The organism is Curtobacterium sp. VKM Ac-1395 (assembly GCF_015350975.1).
Lineage (GTDB): Bacteria > Actinomycetota > Actinomycetes > Actinomycetales > Microbacteriaceae > Curtobacterium.
In genome coordinates this window covers 762,264-781,716 of record NZ_JADKRX010000002.1, presented here as the reverse complement: position 1 = coordinate 781,716, position 19,453 = coordinate 762,264, and the positions used below count along the sequence as shown (strand labels likewise).

Here is a 19,453-nt window from a genome sequence, read left to right as displayed (position 1 = left end):
TGCTCCTGTTCACGTGGCGACCGCCTCTGCCCACCAGCGGTGGTCCGCGAGGACCAGGTACCAGGCCCGCCCCTCGGCGTCGACGAGCTGCAGCCGGTGCAGGCGCCGACCGCCGGCGTCCCACCAGCGCACGACGAGCGGCCAGGGACCGGCCCACGCGGTCACCGCGCCGAAGCCCCCGCCGCGGTCGCCCTCGGCCCGGAACCGGCCGGGCGTCCCCGAGAGCACACCGCGGTCGTCGACGTCCACGCTGCCGCCGTCGACCGTGACGACGTCCACGGGTCGGGGACGCTCGAGGACCGTGGCCGGTGGCGGGCCCGGGAGCTTGCCGGGCCAGGGACGGTCCCGCACGGCGCCGAGGTCGGCGGGTGGCGCGTCACCCCACGGCACGAGCACCATCCGCTCGGACAGGGTGCGCCCACCGCCGATGCGCGGGGTCACCACGCCGTCGTGTCCGACCATGCCCTGCACACGGGCGAGCCCGTGGTGGACCCGCTCGTCCGGCCCCGACCCCCACAGCCCGCGCTCGTGGTTCGCCATGTCGTCGACGGCGACCGGTTCGAGGACCACCGACGTGACCGGCGCTTCGAGCCCGGTGGGGTCGACTCCGCCGGCGAGCTGCCAGCGCACCCGGTCGACCACGTCGGCGGCGTCGAACCACCGGGGATGGGTCCACGTGCGCTCGAGCAGGATGTCCCGCTCGTCGAGGATCCCCACGCGGATGGTCGTCGCGACGAGCCCAGCGGCGCGCAGCCGGGCGGCGAAGTCGTCGGCCGACCGGCGGAACGCGAACGCGATCTGGTCGGCGCGGTCGAGTGCCGGTTCGAAGGAGGCCTCGGTGCGGAGCTCCGGCGGGATCTCGCGCGCGGAGATCTCGCGCGGGTCGCGACCGCCCGCCAGCCGGTGCAGGAACGCCCCGGCGAGCCCGAACCGGTCGCGCACCTGTTCGTCACGCAGTGCGGCGAACGCCCCGAGCGTGGTGATCCCGAGGCGGTCGAGCACCGACGCCAGGTCGGCGTCGCCCAGCACCCCGAGCGGCAGCGGCGCCAGGAAGTCGGACGAGCCGTCGACCGGCACGATGCGCACCCGTTCCCCCGGCCGGACCGGACGGGCCCTGGCAGCCTGCTCCGCCGCGAACGGGGTGTCCGCGACGCCGGCACGGACCCCGGGCGCACCGTGGTCGGCGGCGATCCCGGCGAGCGTGGCCGCCGCGGCGCGTTCACCGCCGTAGTAGCGCGCCGGACCACGGGACCGCAGCGCGAGCGTGCCGGGGCGCAGGACCTCGACCCCGGGCACCGCTGCCTCCACGGCCCGGATGACCGGCTCGAACGCACGGTGGTCGAGGGCGTCGTCGTAGGACTGCACGACGAGGTCCGTGCAGCGTGCCTGGGCTTCCCGCAGTCGGAGCCCCCGGACGACCCCGTGCTGCCGCGCGGACGCCGAACTCGCGTACACCAGGCCCTTCGACACCACCGCGAAGGGCTGCTCCGGCGGCGCTCCGGCTGCCCGGGCAGCGGCGATGACGGGCCAGTCCGGGCACCAGAGCACGATGGTCCTGGTGGGTGGGGGCTCGGGCAGGGCCCCGCCGCCACGGACGATCGCGTCGACACGGACGCGCTGCTGCCCGATCACGACGCCACCGCCACCGGCCGCAGGTCGCCGCGCACACCGTGCTCGCCGCCCCCGGGCAGCGCCACCGGCATCGGCGTCGCGGTCCTGACCACGCCGTCGGCCGCCGGCAGCAGCAGTTCGGCACTGAGCGGCCGCACCGCACCGGCACGCCCGGTCGCCGTCACCGTGGCCCGACGCTCCGTCAGGTGGCCGTGCCCCTGTCCGATCCCCGACCACGTGGACGACGTGACCCGCAGCGTGACGTCGGCGCCTGGCCACGACCCGAGGGCGACGAGCGCACCCCCGCGCTGTCGCAGCCGGGCGGACAGCCGCGCCACGTCACCGGGCACGACCCGACCGAGCGGACGGGTCAGGACGATCTGCGCGACGTCGGCCATCGCCGCGGTCACGGCGAGCCACTGGTCGCCCGGGTCGGGCACGAGCACGAGGCGTTCCAGGTCGATCCCGGCCGCCGCCGCGGCTTCGATCCCGAAGGACGGCACCCCGACGACCGCGCACCACGCCCCCGCGGCGGAGGCCGCCTGCAGCATGGTCATCGCGAGCAGCACGGACTCGGGCACCGCGTAGGTGCCGCCGACCCGGATGGCTCCCCCGGGCAGCAGGGGCTCCAACGCCGCCGCCGTGGGGAGCCCCGCCGTGTCGACGCGGGTGGACTCCATGTCGTTGACCCGCGACCGCAGCGACGTGATCCGGTCGAGCGCCGCGCGGGCGTCCCGGAGGTGGTCGGCGGCACCGCCGGCACCGCTGACGGCAGCGTCACGACGCCCGGGGCGCTCAGCGCGGTCCCCGGGCGAACGGAGTGCCGTCGCCGTCTGCATGCCCTCATATTCGAACATGTGTTCGATGATGTCAATCGCGTCCGACATTCGTGGACACCGGGTCGAACACCCGTTCGATCAGTTCACCAGGACGCCGACGCCCCCACGCTCCCCAGGACCGAGCGGGTCTTCGTCTCGACCTCGTCTGCCTCGTCCTGCGCGACCGAGGACCAGGTCACCGCGCCACCGGCTCCGAGCGTCCGTGACCGCACGCCGTCCGCACGGACCACCGTCACCAGTGTCCGGATGGCCACCGACAGATCCGCTGCACCGCTCGCCGAGAAGTACCCGATCGCGCCCGAGTAAACCCCGCGTGGCACATCCTCCAACCGGTCGGAGATGGCCATCGCACTGATCTTGGGCGCACCGGTCATGGACCCGGGCGGGAACGCCGCCCGCACCACCGCCGCCCGCGAGGTCCCCTCCGGCACCACGGCACCGATCGTCGACACCATCTGGTGCACGCTCGCGTACGTCTCGACGTCGCACAACCGATCGACGTGCACCGACCCGGGCGTCGCCGTCCGCAGCAGGTCGTTCCGCAACAGGTCGACGATCATCACGTTCTCCGCGCGGTCCTTGACGCTCGCCGCCAGTTCGTCACGGACAGCCGCGTCCGCCTCGGGGTCCTCGAGCCGTCGCCGCGTCCCCTTGATCGGCTCGGCGAGCACCCCGCCGTCCGCGTCGATCCGCAGGAACCGCTCCGGCGACCGGCTCGCCACCCGCAGCGGTCCGAGCCGCAGGTACGCCCCGAACGGCACCGGGTCGGCCGCGCGCATCCGCAGGTACTCGTCGAGCTGCGGGTCCGTGGCGGAACCGACCCGAGCCTCCTGCCCGTCGGTGGGCAGGGCGAAGGCGGTGGTGAGACAGACCTGGAACGCGTTCCCCTCGCGGATCTCGGCGCGGCACGCGTCGACCGCGGTCTCGTACGCGGCGCGCGACACGCGTCCGGTCGCCGCCGACCCGCCCGGGATGCTCAGGGGAAAGTCCGCGACGTCGGCCACCGGTGCCGGGGCGGCCACCGTGTCGAGCCATGCCCGGTTGGCGGCGCTGGCTGCCGGTTCGGCGTCGCTCACCAGGGCGAGTGCCCACGCCGCACCGTCGTTCCGGACGACGACGGCACGGTCGACGAACCGCAGGTCGGCGTCCGCGTGGCCGTCGGCGGTCCGGTCGGGGCCGCCGGACTCGCGGCCGAGCTCGTAGCCGAGGAAACCGACCCACCCGAGCGCGAACCCGAGACCGGCGAGGGGTTCGTCGAGGTGCGGGGTGGCGGCGAGCAGGTCGTCGAGGACGGCGAACGCGGGACGGTCCTCCGATCGGTCGATGCCGAACCACGATCGTGCCGGTGCCGAGACGTCGATGACGGCAGACCGGGCCTGGTGGCGGAACCGGACGGCAAAGGGGCCGTCGCACGGGGCGACGACGGACCACCGTGCCCTGCCGGCTGCCGATTCGGGCGCACCGTCGGGCAGGGCGGAGTCGAACCAGACGAGGTCGCCCTCCTCCGATCGGACGAGGGACGTCAGGTCGACCCCGTCGACCTGACGGGACTCGATCCTCAGACGGCCGCGATCGTCCATGCGGCCGCGTGTGCGGCGCCGGGGGCGAGCACGACCAGGCCACGGTCCTCGCCCGCGTTGAACGCGTCGGGCGCGCAGGTCATCGGCTCGACCGCGAGGCCCGAGCGGTGGTACTCCGGCACGACGTGGTCGGCGGTGTGCACCTGGGCCCACCCGCACTCCGGGCCGAAGGCCACGCGGACGCCGTGCCCGTCGGCGGCGGTGACGGTGATCGCGGCGGTGCCGTCGGCGTCGCGGTCGAAGCCGGTGAAGGCGTGGTCGATGAACCGCGGCCCGATGAGCGTCGCCGTGCGGAGGTCGAACTCGTCGTGCACGGGGACGAGCTCCGTCGGCACCAGCCGGTCCTCGGTGACCTCGAGCACCTCGGCGGCGGGCAGGGTCAGCGTCCAGTCGTCGACGCTCCCGGCGCCCGCGGAGAGGTACGGGTGCGGGCCCGTCCCCCACGGAGTCGGGCGGTCGCCGGTGTTCGTGCCGGTCACCGTCGTGTGGAGGCCCTCGGCGTCGAGGCGGTACTCCACGTGCACGACGACGCGGAAGGGGTAGCCCTCCTGCGCGGGGACGGTGGTCGTCAGGGTGACCCGGTCCGCTTCGTGCTCTCCGACCGCGAAGTCCACCCATGCGACCAGACCGTGCAGGGCGTGCGAGCGCTTCGGTTCGGAGAGGGCGAGCTCGTGGTCCTGCCCGTCGAAGGTGTAGCGCCCGTCGACCACGCGGTTCGGCCACGGAGCGAGGACGGCACCGCGGAACACCGGGCGGACCTGGTCTGCCTCGAACGGGACGACGAGGTCGCGGTCCCCCTGCCGGAGTGCGCGGAGCGTGGCTCCCACGGTGGCGATCTCGGCGGTGTACCCGGCGGCGGCGATGGACAGCTGCGTGCCGGAGAGGGGGGCGTCGTTGCTCATGCGCTCAGCGTAGCGAACGGGCGGCATCCGCCAGTGGGGACGTCGGCCCGGAACGAGTGAAGCCCCGCCCTCCGTGAGGAGAGCGGGGCTTCGTGGGTGGATCTGAGGGGACTCGAACCCCTGACCCCCTGCATGCCATGCAGGTGCGCTACCAGCTGCGCCACAGACCCATGATCCGGTGTTGCTGCGTTCCCCGGGTTCCCCCGAGGCACCAGTGAAGCGTACACCATGGCCGACCCGGGGAGCGAAATCGCGATGGCACCCCGGGCGCGTCGGCGTCAGGCGTCGGCCGGGGTCTCCGCCGGGGTGGTCGCGGTGACGACGTCGAGCGGGATGGTCGGGCAGTCCGACCAGAGGCGCTCGAGCGAGTAGTACTGGCGGTCTTCCTCGTGGAAGACGTGCACGACGATGTCGCCGAAGTCGATGAGGACCCAGCGGCCCTCGCTCCGGCCTTCGCGGCGGAGCGTCTTGGCGCCGGCCTGCAGCATGCGGTCCTCGACCTCGTCGGCGATGGCCATCACGTTGCGCTCGTTGCGCCCGGTGGCGAGGAGGAACACGTCGGTCAGCTGCAGCGGGCCGGTCACGTCGAGGGCCACGAGGTCCTCGGCCTGCTTGGCGTCGGCGGCGCCGGCGGCGACCTGCACGAGTTCCAGAGCACGGGTGGAAGCGGTCACGGAGTCCTTCCGGTTGTCATCCGGCAGGACACCGGACGGGACACGATCATAAGCCACGCCACCGACGGCGGCGCGGGGTGGTCGACCGCGGGGGTCGACACGAGTGGGAGGACGCGGACGTCAGGACCCGAAGAAGTTGGTCGAGACCAGCGCCACGACGATGACGGTGGCGGCAGCGACACACACGCCGCCGACGGTGAAGCCGAGGATCATCGGCACCCGCGACTCCTTCGGCTTGGCGGCCGCGAGGACCACCTGCCGCGTCGACGTGTGGCTCGACACCGCACGGCTCGCCCGCACGGGGCTGGCGTCCGTCTCGGGCTGCTCGTCGTGCTGCTCGAGCAGTCGGTCCACCTCGGCGCCGTCGATCGGCCGGTGCGACCCGGTCGAGGACAGGGACGCCGGCAGGTCGATCGAGCCGGTCAGGATGACCTCGCCCGTCGCGTTCAGCGCACCCGTGGGGTCCGCCAGCGCCGAGTTCGGCAGGATGATCGCGTTCGAGCCCGTCTCGGCGACCCGACGGATGCCGGTCGCCTCGTCGTGGACCTCGGTGTCGTTCGAGTCGTGCGCCTGCGTGGACCAGTGTCCGACGGGCGTGGCTAACGTGGTCGTCATCGGCTTCGGCTCGGGCGGGCGGATGAAGGCCACCCCGGGAGCCGACTGCTGCGCCGACGCGTCAGCCGAGGCGGGACGCTCGTCGTGCTGGACCGGTACCTCGTTGGTGTCGTCCTCGTCGAGGGACAGCGGGAACACCCCGGGCGTCGCCGCGGCGGGCTCCGGCGCTGCCGAGGTGTCCGTCATGAGGCCGGCCGGCAACTCGACTGGACCGTCGGTGTCGGAGCCGTGGTCGGTGCTCGCGTCGCGCTGGTCGTCGAAGGACGGGGCATCGTCCGACGGGGCGTCGCCGGCCTGGGGCGCCCAGGTCGACCGGTGGCGTCGGGGTTCCTCGGCGTGTGCGGCGGCTTCCTCGAGGGGTTCGAGCGCATCCGGCGACCCGTCGGCCGCGGTGGCCTGCTCGACCGCAGCTGCCTCGAGGTGCGTGGTCTCGGTGGAGGGTTCCTGCCAGTCCGACGGTTCGGCCGCGGGGTCCGGGAGCGATGCCGGGGCCGGAGCGGGCGTCGACGGGGCGGCGACATCGTCCTCGTGCGTCGGGGACGCGGGAGCGGTCGCACCGGCGAACCCGGCAGGAGCGGTCGGCGGTGTGGTGCCGCCCTGGTCGCCCTGCAGCTCGGCGACCGTGCCGAGCACGTCCTGCACGGTGCGGTCGGACGACTGGGGTGCCGGGTTGCGCAGCGGGACCGGGCCGGTGGCCTGCCCCTCGGCAGCGCGCATCTGGCGGATCTGGCGGCGGGTGAGACCGCCCGACCCCGGCACGATCTCCGTCGCGGAGGCTGGCGGCTGGTCCGGCACGCCGGCGGACGAGGTCGGCGCTGACGGCACGACCGGTCCGGCGGACTGCGCGGGACCGGGCGCCGCCGGTGCGACATGGGAACCCGGCCGACGGCGTGCGCCGTCGACGGAGGTGGGCTGGGGGGCGGCCACGGTCGGCGGCGGGGTCACGGGCTGGCCCCCGGCCGAGGCTGCGCGCTCTCGCTCGCGCGCCTGGCGCCGCGACAGGGGCGGCTGCGCGTCGGACGGACTCATGCAACGCTCCGATACAGGTGGTGCTTGGTGATGTACTGGACGACACCGTCGGGAACCAGGTACCAGACAGGGTTGCCCTGTCGGACCCGGTCACGACAGTCGGTCGAGGATATCGCCAGCGCCGGGACTTCGAGCAGACTGACGTCACGCTCGGGGAGCCCGGTGATGCTCAGGTTGTGGCCGGGACGGGTGACGGCGACGAAGTGTGCCAGGTCCCAAAGACCATCGTGGTCTTTCCAGTCGACGATCTGCTGGACGGCGTCTGCGCCCGAGATGAAGACGAGCTGCGCGTCAGGGCGTTGTTCGTGCAGGTCCTGGAGGGTGTCGACCGTGTAGGTCGGGCCGGGACGGTCGATGTCCACGCGGCTGACGGTGAACATCGGGTTCGACGCGGTCGCGATGACCGTCATCAGGTAGCGGTGCTCCGCATCGGTGACCCGGGACTTCATGTAGGGCTGTCCGGTGGGGACGAAGACGACTTCGTCGAGGTCGAACGACCTGGCGACTTCGGACGCCGCGACGAGGTGGCCGTGGTGGATGGGGTCGAACGTGCCGCCCATCACACCGATGCGGGGCCGCCCCGAGCTCTCGAGCATGGAGCGGCGCGTCAGATCTTGGTGTGGCCGTACTCGTCCACACCGGTCTCGTGGGTGCGGGTGGCCTCGAACTTGTTCGAGTGGCGGTACGCGATGTCGCGGAAGGACCACGTGACGAAACCGAGGAAGGCGAAGAACGCAGCAGCCACGACCGGGAAGATGAACGCGGGGACCGACGAGGCGTTCTCGGCGGCTTCAGCGAGGAGGGTCATGGTGCGGTGCTCCGATCGGTCGAGGAAGACTGTGGGCCAGTCTAGCCGCGGATCTGACCCTGTCCGCGCACGACCCACTTCGTGCTGGTGAGTTCCGGCAGCCCCATCGGCCCCCGCGCGTGCAGCTTCTGCGTCGAGATGCCGACCTCGGCGCCGAACCCGAACTCGCCGCCGTCGGTGAACCGCGTCGACGCGTTGACCATCACCACGGCCGAGTCGACGGCCTGCAGGAAGCGCTCGGCGGTGTCGACGTCGTTCGTCACGATCGACTCGGTGTGGTGCGTCGACCACTTCGCGATGTGCGCCATGGCGGCGTCGACGTCCGGCACCACCCGGATCGACAGGTCGAGGTCCATCGACTCGGTCGCCCAGTCGACGTCTGTCGCGCGGAGGACGCCGGGCACGATCGCCCGGGTCGCGTCGTCACCGCGGAGGGTGACGCCGGCCGCACGGAGCCGGTCCGCCAGCGTCGGCAGGAGCCGTTCGGCGGCACCCTGGTGCACGAGCAGGGTCTCGAGCGCGTTGCAGACGCTGGGCCGCTGGACCTTGCTGTTGAGGACGATGTCGACGGACCGTGCCAGGGGCGCGGACTCGTCGAGGAAGACGTGCACGACCCCGGCACCGGTCTCGATCACGGGGACCTGCGACTCGGTGACCACCGTCTGGATGAGCGAGGCGCCGCCCCGCGGGATGAGCACGTCGACGAGCCCCCTGGCCCGCATCAGCTCGGTCGCCCCGGCCCGGCCGAACTCGTCGATCGTCTGGACCAGCGCGCGCGGGAGCCCGACGGACTCGACCGCGTCCTGCAGCACCCCCACGAGCACCGCGTTCGTGCGTTCCGCTGCCGATCCCCCGCGCAGGACGACGGCGTTGCCGCTCTTCAGCGCCAGGCTCGCGATGTCGACGGTCACGTTCGGACGGGCCTCGTAGATCGCGCCGACGACGCCGAACGGCACGCGGACCTGGCTGAGCTGCAGACCGTTCGCCAGCACCGATCCCCGGACGGACTGGCCGACGGGGTCGGTGAGCCCGACGACGTGTTCGACGGCCGCTGCGAGCGCGTCGATCCGGACCGGGTCGAGTCGGAGCCGGTCGAGGAGTCCCCCGGCGAGTCCGCCGTCCTCACCCGCGACGAGGTCGAGGTGGTTCGCCGCCACGATGTCGTCGGTGGCCGTGCGGACCGCCCGGGCGATGGCCAGGAGCGCGGCGTCCTTGACGGCGGTGGTGGCCGTAGCGAGGGTCCCGGCCGCGGCGCGGGCCGCCACCAGCTTGTCGGTGAGGGTCGGAGCGGGGGCGGTCAGCGACATGGGTCGATTGTAGGACCGGCACCACCCGCGTGACGGCGGCGGTCAGCGACCGGCACCACCCGCGTGACGGCGGCAGCCGCGGACCGACAGCGTCAGCCCCGCGGCCCCGAGTGGAACCAGGTGCCGACGTGCTCCCCCGCCAGGGCCCGGTCGACCAGGGACGTCGCGGTCACGAGCACAGCGGTGCCCGCCTCGGCCGCCAGTCGTGCCGCCGCGACCTTCGTGCCCGCTCCCCCGGTACCGACCCCGGCTGCGCCGATGGTCCCGAACGTGACCCCGGCGAGCTCGTCCCCGAACGGCACCTCGTCGATGCGCTCGGCCCCGGGCTGCTCGGGCGGCTTCGTGTACAGGGCCTCGACGTCGGAGAGCAGCACGAGGGCGTCGGCACCGAGCAGCCGCGCCACGAGCGCCGCGAGCCGGTCGTTGTCGCCGAAGCGGATCTCGTGGGTGGCGACGGTGTCGTTCTCGTTGACGATCGGCAGCACCCGCAGCGCGAGCAGCCGGTCGATCGCCCGCTGCGCGTTGACACGGTGCGTGGGGTTCTGCAGGTCCCCGGCGGTCAGCAGGATCTGCGCCGCGACGACACCGTGCCGGTCCAGCTGCTGCTGGTACCGGAACATCAGGACGTTCTGCCCGGTGGCCGCCGCTGCCTGCTGCGTGGCGAGGTCGTCCGGTCGGCCCTCGAGCCCGAGGAACGGGAAGCCCGTCGCGATGGCACCGGACGACACCAGGACGACCTCGGTCCCGTGGCCGTACGCGGTGGCGAGGGCGTCGACGAGCGACCCGATCTGGCCGGCGGCGTCGCCCGAGACCGATGACGACCCGACCTTGACCACGATCCGCCGGGCGCGCGGGAGGTCAGCGCGCCGGCGGACGGGGCCGAGGGAGGTCGTGTCGGTCATGCGGTGGTCAGTCCTGATCGTCCTCGTCGTCGGCCCACATGCCGGACTTGCGCTCCTGCTCGAGCTCGGCACGCGCGGCGGCCTTGGCGTCCATCCGCTCGTAGTAGTTCTGTCGACGTTCGTTGCTCGTCTGCCGACCGGACTGGTCGAGACGGGCGTCGGTGCCACGGGCGCTCGTGATGAGCTCCGCGGTCGACGTCAGGGTCGGCTCCCAGTCGAAGATCATGCCGCCGTCGCCACCGATGACGACGGTGGAGCCGGCGACGGCCCCGGCCTTGAACAGGCCGTCCTCGACACCGAGCTTGGCGAGCCGGTCGGCCAGGTAGCCGATCGCCTCCTCGTTGGTGAAGTCGGTCTGCTGCACCCAGCGCTCCGGCTTCGACCCGCGGACGCGGTAGAAGCGGTGCTCCTCGCCGCCCTCGGCACGGACGGTGAAGCCGCCCTTTGCGTCGACGGCCTTCGGGCGGATGACGATGCGCTCCGGGACCGGCTCGGCCGCCTTGGCGAGACGGGCCTGCTCGACGATGCCGCCGAGGGCGAAGCTCAGCTCGCGGAGGCCCTGGTGCGACGCGGTGGAGATCGGGAAGACGCGGTAGCCGCGGGCCTCGAGCTCGGGGGTCACGAACGCGGCCAGCTCGGCGGCGTCGGGGACGTCGATCTTGTTGAGCGCGATGAGCTGCGGGCGCTCGAGCAGCGGCAGCTGGCCCTCGGGCACCGGGTAGCGCTCGAGTTCGCCGAGCAGGACGTCGAGGTCGCTGATCGGGTCGCGGCCGGGGTCGAGGGTGGCGCAGTCGATGACGTGCAGCAGGACCTCGCACCGCTCGACGTGGCGGAGGAACTCGAGGCCGAGGCCCTTGCCCTCGGACGCACCCTCGATGAGCCCGGGGACGTCGGCGACCGTGAAGCGGACCTCGCCGGACTCGACGACGCCGAGGTTCGGGGTCAGCGTGGTGAAGGGGTAGTCCGCGATCTTCGGCTTCGCAGCGGAGACGGCCGCGATGAGCGAGGACTTGCCGGCGCTCGGGTACCCGACCAGGGCGACGTCGGCGATCGTCTTGAGCTCGAGGCGCACGTCGCTGGCCTCGCCGTCGGTGCCGAGGAGCGCGAACCCGGGGGCCTTGCGCTTCGTCGTGGCGAGCGCGGCGTTGCCGAGACCGCCCTGACCGCCCTGGGCGACGACGATGCGCATGCCCGGTTCGGTCATGTCCGCGAGCACCTCGCCGGACTCGTCGTAGACCACGGTGCCGACGGGCACGGGGAGTTCGAGCTCGTCACCGCTGATCCCGCTGCGCATGTCGCCCATGCCCGGCTGGCCGTTGCGGCTGGAACGGTGCGGCGAGCGGTGGTAGCCGAGCAGCGTGGTGACCTGCGGATCGGCGACGAGCACGATGTCGCCGCCGTCACCGCCGTTGCCGCCGTCGGGACCAGCCAGTGGCTTGAACTTCTCGCGACGAACGGACACGCATCCGTTGCCGCCGTTCCCCGCGCTGAGGTGCAGGATCACGTCGTCGACGAACGTCGCCATCGGTTGTTCACTCTCCGTAGACCAGAGGCGGCCGGAGCCGCCAGTGACGGCCGGGGCCGTCGAAACACGAATGAGGGGCAGGCACGCGGCCCGCCCCTCATCCAGAGAACTGTGTCGTCAGACGCTCACGGCGTCGACGATGTTGATGACCTTGCGGCCACCCTTGGTGCCGAACTCGACCGAGCCAGCGGCCAGGGCGAACAGCGTGTCGTCGCCACCGCGGCCGACGTTCGCGCCCGGGTGGAAGTGCGTCCCACGCTGGCGGACGATGATCTCACCGGCGTTGACGACCTCGCCACCGAAGCGCTTCACGCCGAGGCGCTGTGCGTTCGAGTCGCGACCGTTGCGAGTGGAACTCGCACCCTTCTTGTGTGCCATTGTCTGCTCCCGCCTTACGCGATCTTCGTGACCTTGACGCGCGTGAGGTCCGCGCGGAAGCCCTGGCGCTTCTTGTAACCGGTCTTGTTCTTGAACTTCTGGATGATGACCTTCTTGCCGCGGAGGTCCTCGAGCACCTCGGCGGTGACGGTCACCTTCGCCAGGTCGGTCGCGGCGGAGGTGATGGTGTCACCGTCCACGAGGAGCACGGGCGCGAGCTCGATGTTGCCCTGGTCATCGGCCTTCTTGCGATCGATGGTGAGGATCGTGCCGACCTCGACCTTCTCCTGACGGCCGCCGGCGCGCACTACTGCGTAAACCACGTGGAAATCCTTACGTAACTCTGCTTGAGGGAAGTCTCGGGTGTCTGTTCCTGCGCGACCACCGGCGGAACCGGTGGCCGGCGACACAGGCAGAACGGCCCGTTGACACCAGGGATCGAGCGTACTCGATGGGCATGGGTCCGGTCAAACGCCGACACGCGCCTAGCATGGACACGTGACTGTGTTGATCGACCCACCGACGTGGCCCGCCCACGAAACCGTGTGGTCGCACCTCGTCAGTGACCTATCGTACGCGGAGCTCCACGACTTCGCAGCACGTGCCGGTGTGCCACGCCGGGCGTTCGACCACGACCACTACGACGTGCCCCAGGCGCGCTACGACGAACTCGTCGCCCTCGGCGCGACCCCGGTGACCGGGCGCGAGCTGGTGCTGCGCCTCATCCGGAGCGGTCTCCGGGTCGCCCAGCGGGACAAGCGCGGCTTCTGAGCCGCCCCAGGACCGGACAGGAGGCCCGTGGCGGGGTCGCCACGAGCCTCCTGTCCGGTGGGTGCCCTGACCAGGGCCGGTCGGGTCAGCGACCCGGGGGCGGTGGTCCCCACTGCTGCTGCGGGGGTGCCCACTGCTGGGTGGGCTGCTGCTGCTGTGGCTGCACGGTCGCCGGCGGGACCGCGTCCGCTGGCCGCACCGTGCCGGGCGTGCCGGAGGTCGGGCGGCCGGTACGGCCTCGGGGACGGCCGAGCCAGAGCCACGCCACCGTGGCTGCGGCCAGGAGCATCGCGGTCAGCGGCACACCGCGCTGCAGCGGCGACGTCAGGACGTCCGTCAGCAGGCGCCTGGGGCCCGCGTCGACCGCGCCGTACGCCCCCGTGACGACCCCGACGAGTGCCAGGGCCAGCGTGCCGGCCGCACCGCCGAGGACCGCGCGGAGCAGGACGACGGGGAGCGGGCTGCGCCGCGTGATCGGCGTGAGGAACGCCAGCGCCAGGAAGGCGCCCGCGTAGAACGGGAACGGCGTCAGGAAGACGGCGGTGGCGAAGCTCAGCACGACGTTGTGACCGCCGTACGAGCTGAACGGGCCGAGGTACAGGCTCGTGCCGATCATCCCGAGCAGACCGGACAGCGCCTGGACCGCGAGCACCCCGACGACCGCGATGGCCGCGCCCGCGACCGCGGCACCGGAGGCACCGGGCGCGAAGGCCCTGGTCGGGTCCCCCGCACGCCGGGGCGGCCGGGGCGGGAGGTACCCGCCGCCGGCCGGCCCGCCGCCGTGCTGCTGCTGCGGCTGCTGGTACTGCTGCGGCTGCTGCTGCCACCCGGCGCCGTAGTACCCGCGGTCGTCCGGTTGCGGGCGGCGCTCGGGGGTGCTCACGCTCAGCTCCCCAGGATCACGGTGCCGTCGTCGGAGGCGTCACCGTCGGTCGTCGCCGGGGCGCTGATGCTGCCCGACGAGACACGGCGCGACCGGGACCGACCCTGCCCGGGCTGCTTCGGCTCCGGGAGCGCCTGCAGGACGGAGTCGAGGAGCGAGTCCGCGTCGGGCGCCTTGCGGGGCTCGCGCTTCGTCACCGCGACGGGGATGTCGAGGATGGCGACCGTCGTGTCCGCCGGGGTGACCGTGGCGGACGAGGACGCCCGACGACGAGCCGGCGGCGTGGTCGGCTGGGCCGGCTGCTCCGGTGCGGACGCAGCTGGTGCGGTCGTGTCCGGAGCGGACGCGACCGGCGTGGCCGGGGCCGCGGTCGTCTCGGCGGTGCGCTCGGTCGGAGCGATCGCCGGGGCGGCAGTGGCAGCGGCGGGTGCCGGCAGCGTCAGGACACCGTCGGTCGAGGCCGGGGCGCTCTGCTCGGAGCTGGCACGACCACCGCGACGACGGCGGCGCTTGGGGCCGCCCTCGGTCGACGCCTCGGGGGCGTCGGTGGCCGCGGGGGCTGCCGACGCGGCCGATGCTGCGGGCGCGGCGGGTGCCGAGGCCGGAGACGACGACGACTCGGGCGTGGTCGGCGACGCGGCCGGCTCCTCGTGACCGATCGTCGACGCGGCGATCCGGGAGAGCGCGTGCTTCACGTCCTCCGTGATCTGGTGCGCCTGCGACGGCTTCTGCTCGCCGCCGGGACCGTTCGACCCGGACCCGGACCCGTTGCCGTGCCCGTTGAAGTTGCCGTTGCCGCGCGTGTTGCCGCCGGCCGAGGACGTGCCCTCGGAGCCGTTGCCACGACCCTTGCGACGTCCCTTGGAGGGGCCGGGGTCGGCGTTGTTGTCGTTGACCTTCGCGTTGACCTCGTCGAGGGACTCGCGCAGGCCCACACCGATCTTCTTGCGGGTCATCTGCACGAGGCCGAGCGAGGTGACCTCGGCCACCTGGTGCTTCGTGCGGTCGCGGCTGAGGCACTCGACGAGACGACGCAGCACGAGGTCGCGGTTCGACTCGAGCACCATGTCGATGAAGTCGACGACGATGATCCCGCCGATGTCGCGCAGCCGGAGCTGGCGGACGATCTCCTCGGCGGCCTCGAGGTTGTTCTTCGTGACGGTCTCCTCGAGGTTGCCCCCGGAGCCGACGAACTTGCCCGTGTTGACGTCGACCACGGTCATGGCCTCGGTGCGGTCGATGACGAGCGAACCACCCGAGGGCAGCCAGACCTTGCGGTCGAGGGCCTTCTCGACCTGCTCGTTGAGGCGGTGCTCCTCGAACGAGTCGGGGCCGTCGTACAGCTCGACGCGGTCCTTGAGGTCGGGCGCGACGGCGTCGAGGTACTCCTCGATGGTCTCGCGGGCCGCGTCGCCGTCGATGATGAGCTTCGTGAAGTCCTCGTTGAAGACGTCGCGGACGATCTTCACGAGCAGGTCGGGCTCCGAGTGGAGCATGACCGGCGCCTGGCCGACCGCGACCTTCTTCTGGATGGCCTCCCACTGCGCGGTGAGGCGCTGGACGTCGCGCGTCAGCTGCTCCTCGGTGGCACCCTCGGCCGCGGTGCGGACGATGACGCCGGCGTGCTCGGGCAGGACCGCCTTGAGGATCTTCTTCAGGCGGGCGCGCTCGGTGTCCGGGAGCTTCCGCGAGATGCCGTTCATCGAGCCGTTCGGCACGTAGACGAGGTAGCGACCGGGCAGCGAGACTTGGCTGGTCAGGCGGGCGCCCTTGTGGCCGACCGGGTCCTTCGTGACCTGCACGAGGACCTTGTCGCCCGGCTTGAGCGCTGCCTCGATGCGACGGCCGTGGTTGCCGGTCTCGACGGAGTTCCAGTCGACCTCACCGGCGTAGAGCACGGCGTTGCGGCCGCGCCCGATGTCGACGAAGGCGGCCTCCATCGAGGGGAGGACGTTCTGCACCTTGCCGAGGTAGACGTTGCCGATGAGCGACACGTTGTGCGACTTGGTGACGTAGTGCTCGGCGAGGACGTTGTCCTCGATCACGCCGATCTCGATCTTCTCCGCGCTGGAGCGGACGATCATCTGGCGGTCGACGCTCTCGCGCCGGGCGAGGAACTCGTCCTCGGTCACGACCTGGCGACGACGGCCGGCGTCACGGCCGTCGCGACGACGCTGCTTCTTGGCCTCGAGACGGGTGGAGCCCTTCACCTTCTGGGGCTCGGTGATGTACTCGACCTCGCGGCGGCGGGGCTCCTGGTGGTCGCGCGGCTCGCGGGGCTCGCGGTCGGCGCTGCTGCCACGACGACGGGTGCGACGACGGCTGCCGGACTCCTGGTCGTCGTCCTCGTCCCAGCGGTCGTCACGGTCGGACCGGGCGCCACGGACGGGGATCTCCGGCAGGACCGGGGCGTGGAAGATCAGGCTGAGGGTGGACGTGGCCTTCGGGGCCTCGACCGCGGCGGTCGCGGGCTCGGCGGTCTCGTCGGTCGCCGGAGCGTCCGCGTGGGAGTCCGTCGGGGTGTCGTCGTCCGTATCGGTGTCGCCGTCCTCGTCGGACCAGCGGAGCGCGTTGCGGGCGGCGGCCGTGGTGGACGCCGTCAACGCAGCGTCGGTGGTCGTCACGGGGGCGACCTGCGCGGTGTCGGTCTGCGCCGTGTCGGTCTGCGCGGTGTCGGTCTGCGTCGGGTCGGTCTGCTGGGGTGGCGTCGCCAGCTCGTCCGCCAGCGCCGCGGCGTCGGCCACGGCGGTCTCGGGCGCGTCGTCCGCACCGGCGGCCTCGGCCACCGCGGCGACCTCGGCGTCGGCCGCCTGGGCGGCGACCGCCTCGGCGTCCACGACGGGCAGGTCACCGGTGAGGGTGCTGACGTCGTGGGCGACCGCGGTCGCGCCGGTCTGGACGTCGACCTGCACCGAGACGGAGTCGGTCACGACCGGCTCGGTCGTCTCCGCAGCGGTCGGCTCCGGCGCGCTCGGCTCGGGGGACCCGGTGGTCTCGACGGCGTCGGTGGACGTCGGGACACCCCCGGCGGTCTGCTGCCCCGACCGGGCGCGGCGTCCGCCGAACAGGCGGCCCCGTCGCTTCGGTGCGTCGTCGTTGTTGTCGTTCGCGTTGTGTTCGCTCTGCTCCACCATGGACTGGTGCACTCCTCGACCCCGCGCTGACCCTGTCGGGTGGCGGGAACTCTGTGGTTGTGGCGGGCGGCGGCCACGCCACCCGCACTCGCTGGTCAGTGACCGTCCGGCGTCGACATCTCGTGTCCGCCCGAGCGGAGCACCCGGCCCCACCCGGTCCGGCGTCGGAAGTGACGCGTCGTCCGGTCACGGCACGCTGTCACCGTGCCTTGTTCGTCCGGGCTGTCGCCCGGAAAGCTCTCGTCGTCACACGGATCGGCCGTGCGACGACTGTCATTGTCGCACGCGACGACGGAGAACGGTCGGAGGGCCGTGTCATGATGACGCCGTGACCACGACAGCACCCACCACCCGTCGTCCCGTCGCGATCGCGATCCTCCTGCTCGTCACCGGTGTCGTCGCGCTCTACGCGGCGTTCCGCCTGGTCCTCGACGAGTTCGCGAAGTACGAGAACCCCAAGGCAGTGCTCTCGTGCGACGTGAGCCCGTTCGTGAACTGCTCGGACGTCATGACGAGTGCGCAGGGGCACCTGCTCGGCTTCCCCAACCCGCTGATCGGCGTGATGGGCTTCGTGGCACCGATCGCCGTCGGCGTGGTGCTGCTCGCCGGGTTCCGCGGCACCAGGTGGTTCTGGACCGCGTTCAACGCCGGGGTGTTCCTGGCGTGGGTGTTCGTCACGTGGCTCTTCACGCAGACCGTCTGGTTCATCGGCGCGCTCTGCCCCTGGTGCATGCTCGTGTGGGCGATGACGATCCCGATGTTCTGGGTGTTCACCATCTGGAACCTGTCCCGGGGCACGTTCGGCGCTGGCGGCCGTCGCGTCGGGAAGGCCCTGCTGCCGTTCTGCTGGGCGTTCCCCCTGGCGAACTACCTCTTCATCGTGGTCACGATCCTGATCAAGTTCCCCACGGTCCTGTCGTTCCTGTGACGCGGACGCCGACGCGGACGCCGGCGCGGACGCGGACGCGGTCGCGGTCGCGGACGCGGTCGCGGTCGCGGACGCCCACGTGGACGGCGCCGTCAGATGTCGACAGCCCGGGGCAAACTCGGTGACGTGTCACCTGATTCCTGGACTCTTCTCAGCCAGGACGCCCCGTCGGCGCGTCGGCAGCCGTTACGCTCGTTCCCGATGAGCGACAACGAGAGCAAGAAGGCTCGCAGGAACGCGGCCCGCGAGCGCGCCGCCGCCCAGCGCGCGAAGGACAAGGCCCGCAAGCGCCGCAACCGCACGCTGACGATCAGCGGCATCATCCTCGCCGGCCTCGCCGTCGTCGCGGTCGTGGTGCTGGTCATCGCGAACTCGGTGCAGCCGGCGGGCCCCGGTCCGAAGAACATGGCGAGCGACGGCATCGTGCTGCAGGGGCAGAACGGCAAGATCGTCCCCGTGGAGACGAAGGCGATCCCCGAGAAGGGCAAGCCGACCGCCACCAAGCAGGACGAGTCGGTCGCCAACATCACGGTGTACGAGGACTACATGTGCCCCGTCTGCAACCAGTTCGAGACCGGCAACATGCCGCAGATCAAGAAGTGGGTGCAGGACGGCTCGGCCACGCTCGAGATCCACCCGTTCAACCTGCTCGACCGCATCTCGCTCGGCTCGAAGTACTCGACCCGTGCCGCCGCCGCTGCCGCCTGCGTCGCGAACTACGACCCCGACGCGTTCCTCGACGTCAACTCGGCCTTCTACGCCAACCAGCCCTCGGAGAGCACCCGCGGCCTGACGAACCAGAAGCTCGCGGACATCGCGAAGGACGCCGGCGCCACGAACAAGGACGTCGAGTCCTGCATCACGGACCAGCGCTTCGCGAACTGGGTCGCCGACGCCACGGACCGCGTGCTCACCCAGCCGCTGGCGAACTCGGACATCCCGAAGCTCACCGGCACGCCGACGGTCATCGTCAACGGCAAGCAGTACAACGCCGACAACACCAGCGCCTGGAGCGACACCGACTCCTTCGCCGCGTTCGTCGAGCAGAACGGTGGCTCGACCAAGTAACCCACACGACGACGGCCCCCGCACTCACTGAGTACGGGGGCCGTCGTCGTTCGTGGGTGTGCGACGTGTCAGGAGAACCAGAGACCCAGCTCGCGCGCGGCGGACTCGGCGCTGTCGGAACCGTGCACCAGGTTCTGCTGCACCTTCAGGCCCCAGTCACGACCGAGGTCGCCACGGATGGTGCCGGGCGCCGCCGAGGTCGGGTCGGTGGTGCCGGCCAGCGAGCGGAAGCCCGCGATGACGCCGTTGCCGGCGACGCGCACGGCGACGACCGGGCCGGACTGCATGAACTCGACGAGCGGCTCGAAGAACGGCTTGCCCTGGTGCTCCTCGTAGTGCGCGTCGAGGAGGTCACGCGGGGCGGTCAGCATCTTGAGGTCGACGATCTCGTAGCCCTTGGCCTCGATGCGGCGCAGGACCTCACCGGTGAGCTGGCGGGCGACGCCGTCGGGCTTGACGAGGACGAGGGTCTCTTCGAAGTCGGACACAGCGGTGCTCC

At 72.1% G+C, this 19,453-nt stretch carries 19 protein-coding genes and 1 tRNA gene; 3 read left to right on the top strand and 17 right to left on the bottom strand.

The window, feature by feature from the left end:
* Positions 1-9: 9 nt before the first annotated feature.
* The 14 genes from ITJ68_RS08275 to rplU form a co-directional block, all read right to left on the bottom strand.
* Positions 10-1,632 carry a DNA polymerase Y family protein gene (locus ITJ68_RS08275; RefSeq protein ID WP_194660742.1) on the bottom strand — a complete coding sequence of 541 codons (1,623 nt, stop codon included), beginning with the start codon at positions 1,630-1,632 and terminating at the stop codon, positions 10-12.
* A complete protein-coding gene (locus tag ITJ68_RS08270) occupies positions 1,629-2,468 on the bottom strand; it encodes a hypothetical protein (protein WP_194660741.1) in 840 nt (279 codons plus the stop codon). The genes ITJ68_RS08275 and ITJ68_RS08270 overlap by 4 nt, the downstream gene beginning before the upstream one ends.
* 65 nt (positions 2,469-2,533) lie before the next feature.
* Positions 2,534-4,030 (bottom strand): anthranilate synthase component I family protein, encoded by a 1,497-nt coding sequence (locus ITJ68_RS08265; protein WP_194660740.1) that lies wholly within the window; start codon positions 4,028-4,030, stop codon positions 2,534-2,536.
* Positions 4,009-4,932, bottom strand: coding sequence for an aldose 1-epimerase family protein (locus ITJ68_RS08260; RefSeq protein WP_194660739.1), 924 nt, complete (start codon positions 4,930-4,932; stop codon positions 4,009-4,011). Before ITJ68_RS08260 ends, ITJ68_RS08265 begins: the two co-directional genes overlap by 22 nt.
* 97 nt (positions 4,933-5,029) lie before the next feature.
* Positions 5,030-5,102 (bottom strand) — tRNA-Ala (locus ITJ68_RS08255).
* Between the two features lie 108 nt (positions 5,103-5,210).
* A complete protein-coding gene (rsfS, locus tag ITJ68_RS08250) occupies positions 5,211-5,606 on the bottom strand; it encodes a ribosome silencing factor (protein ID WP_194660738.1) in 396 nt (131 codons plus the stop codon).
* 120 nt (positions 5,607-5,726) lie between these two features.
* Positions 5,727-7,250 (bottom strand): hypothetical protein, encoded by a 1,524-nt coding sequence (locus ITJ68_RS08245; protein ID WP_194660737.1) that lies wholly within the window; start codon positions 7,248-7,250, stop codon positions 5,727-5,729.
* Entirely contained in the window at positions 7,247-7,846 is a 600-nt protein-coding gene (gene nadD, locus ITJ68_RS08240) for a nicotinate-nucleotide adenylyltransferase (protein ID WP_194660736.1), read from the bottom strand. Before nadD ends, ITJ68_RS08245 begins: the two co-directional genes overlap by 4 nt.
* An 11-nt stretch (positions 7,847-7,857) precedes the next feature.
* Positions 7,858-8,058 carry a hypothetical protein gene (locus ITJ68_RS08235; protein WP_071274190.1) on the bottom strand — a complete coding sequence of 67 codons (201 nt, stop codon included), beginning with the start codon at positions 8,056-8,058 and terminating at the stop codon, positions 7,858-7,860.
* 41 nt (positions 8,059-8,099) lie between these two features.
* Entirely contained in the window at positions 8,100-9,365 is a 1,266-nt protein-coding gene (locus tag ITJ68_RS08230) for a glutamate-5-semialdehyde dehydrogenase (RefSeq protein ID WP_194660735.1), read from the bottom strand.
* A 92-nt stretch (positions 9,366-9,457) separates the two neighbouring features.
* Positions 9,458-10,267 (bottom strand): glutamate 5-kinase, encoded by an 810-nt coding sequence (proB, locus tag ITJ68_RS08225; RefSeq protein WP_194660734.1) that lies wholly within the window; start codon positions 10,265-10,267, stop codon positions 9,458-9,460.
* A gap of 7 nt (positions 10,268-10,274) precedes the next feature.
* Positions 10,275-11,792, bottom strand: coding sequence for a GTPase ObgE (gene obgE, locus ITJ68_RS08220; RefSeq protein ID WP_194660733.1), 1,518 nt, complete (start codon positions 11,790-11,792; stop codon positions 10,275-10,277).
* A gap of 117 nt (positions 11,793-11,909) precedes the next feature.
* Positions 11,910-12,170, bottom strand: coding sequence for a 50S ribosomal protein L27 (gene rpmA / locus ITJ68_RS08215; RefSeq protein ID WP_071274202.1), 261 nt, complete (start codon positions 12,168-12,170; stop codon positions 11,910-11,912).
* A 14-nt stretch (positions 12,171-12,184) separates the two neighbouring features.
* Positions 12,185-12,493 (bottom strand): 50S ribosomal protein L21, encoded by a 309-nt coding sequence (rplU, locus tag ITJ68_RS08210; protein ID WP_071274205.1) that lies wholly within the window; start codon positions 12,491-12,493, stop codon positions 12,185-12,187.
* A 175-nt stretch (positions 12,494-12,668) separates the two neighbouring features.
* Between rplU and ITJ68_RS08205 the strand changes: the two genes are divergently transcribed.
* Positions 12,669-12,941 carry a DUF4031 domain-containing protein gene (locus ITJ68_RS08205; RefSeq protein ID WP_194660732.1) on the top strand — a complete coding sequence of 91 codons (273 nt, stop codon included), beginning with the start codon at positions 12,669-12,671 and terminating at the stop codon, positions 12,939-12,941.
* Positions 12,942-13,026: 85 nt separating this feature from the next.
* Here ITJ68_RS08205 and ITJ68_RS08200 read toward each other — a convergent pair whose 3' ends face one another.
* Together ITJ68_RS08200 and ITJ68_RS08195 are read right to left on the bottom strand one after the other, a co-directional pair.
* A complete protein-coding gene (locus tag ITJ68_RS08200) occupies positions 13,027-13,824 on the bottom strand; it encodes a hypothetical protein (RefSeq protein WP_194660731.1) in 798 nt (265 codons plus the stop codon).
* Between the two features lie 2 nt (positions 13,825-13,826).
* A complete protein-coding gene (locus ITJ68_RS08195; protein WP_194660730.1) occupies positions 13,827-16,958 on the bottom strand; it encodes an Rne/Rng family ribonuclease in 3,132 nt (1,043 codons plus the stop codon).
* A 328-nt stretch (positions 16,959-17,286) separates the two neighbouring features.
* On the opposite strand from ITJ68_RS08195, the gene ITJ68_RS08190 reads away from it, so the two are divergent.
* Both ITJ68_RS08190 and ITJ68_RS08185 read left to right on the top strand, forming a co-directional pair.
* Positions 17,287-17,886: a vitamin K epoxide reductase family protein gene (locus tag ITJ68_RS08190; protein ID WP_323743253.1), complete on the top strand. Its 600-nt coding sequence runs from the start codon at positions 17,287-17,289 to the stop codon at positions 17,884-17,886.
* A gap of 201 nt (positions 17,887-18,087) precedes the next feature.
* Positions 18,088-18,954 carry a DsbA family protein gene (locus ITJ68_RS08185; protein WP_194660729.1) on the top strand — a complete coding sequence of 289 codons (867 nt, stop codon included), beginning with the start codon at positions 18,088-18,090 and terminating at the stop codon, positions 18,952-18,954.
* 68 nt (positions 18,955-19,022) lie between these two features.
* Here the strand turns inward: ITJ68_RS08185 and ndk are convergent, their stop codons facing one another.
* On the bottom strand, positions 19,023-19,442 hold the full coding sequence (ndk, locus tag ITJ68_RS08180; protein WP_194627893.1) for a nucleoside-diphosphate kinase: 420 nt from the start codon (positions 19,440-19,442) through the stop codon (positions 19,023-19,025).
* Positions 19,443-19,453 lie beyond the last annotated feature (11 nt).

What these genes read in the sequence shown, in the direction of transcription:
- ITJ68_RS08245 (WP_194660737.1), bottom strand. Translation starts at nt 7,250, where the DNA reads ATGAGTCCGTCCGACGCGCAGCCGCCCCTGTCGCGGCGCCAGGCGCGC.
- proB (WP_194660734.1), bottom strand. Translation starts at nt 10,267, where the DNA reads ATGACCGACACGACCTCCCTCGGCCCCGTCCGCCGGCGCGCTGACCTC.
- ITJ68_RS08230 (WP_194660735.1), bottom strand. Translation starts at nt 9,365, where the DNA reads ATGTCGCTGACCGCCCCCGCTCCGACCCTCACCGACAAGCTGGTGGCG.
- ITJ68_RS08270 (WP_194660741.1), bottom strand. Translation starts at nt 2,468, where the DNA reads ATGTTCGAATATGAGGGCATGCAGACGGCGACGGCACTCCGTTCGCCC.
- ITJ68_RS08185 (WP_194660729.1), top strand. Translation starts at nt 18,088, where the DNA reads ATGAGCGACAACGAGAGCAAGAAGGCTCGCAGGAACGCGGCCCGCGAG.
- nadD (WP_194660736.1), bottom strand. Translation starts at nt 7,846, where the DNA reads ATGCTCGAGAGCTCGGGGCGGCCCCGCATCGGTGTGATGGGCGGCACG.
- rpmA (WP_071274202.1), bottom strand. Translation starts at nt 12,170, where the DNA reads ATGGCACACAAGAAGGGTGCGAGTTCCACTCGCAACGGTCGCGACTCG.
- ITJ68_RS08195 (WP_194660730.1), bottom strand. Translation starts at nt 16,958, where the DNA reads ATGGTGGAGCAGAGCGAACACAACGCGAACGACAACAACGACGACGCA.
- ITJ68_RS08260 (WP_194660739.1), bottom strand. Translation starts at nt 4,932, where the DNA reads ATGAGCAACGACGCCCCCCTCTCCGGCACGCAGCTGTCCATCGCCGCC.
- ITJ68_RS08265 (WP_194660740.1), bottom strand. Translation starts at nt 4,030, where the DNA reads ATGGACGATCGCGGCCGTCTGAGGATCGAGTCCCGTCAGGTCGACGGG.
- obgE (WP_194660733.1), bottom strand. Translation starts at nt 11,792, where the DNA reads ATGGCGACGTTCGTCGACGACGTGATCCTGCACCTCAGCGCGGGGAAC.
- ITJ68_RS08235 (WP_071274190.1), bottom strand. Translation starts at nt 8,058, where the DNA reads ATGACCCTCCTCGCTGAAGCCGCCGAGAACGCCTCGTCGGTCCCCGCG.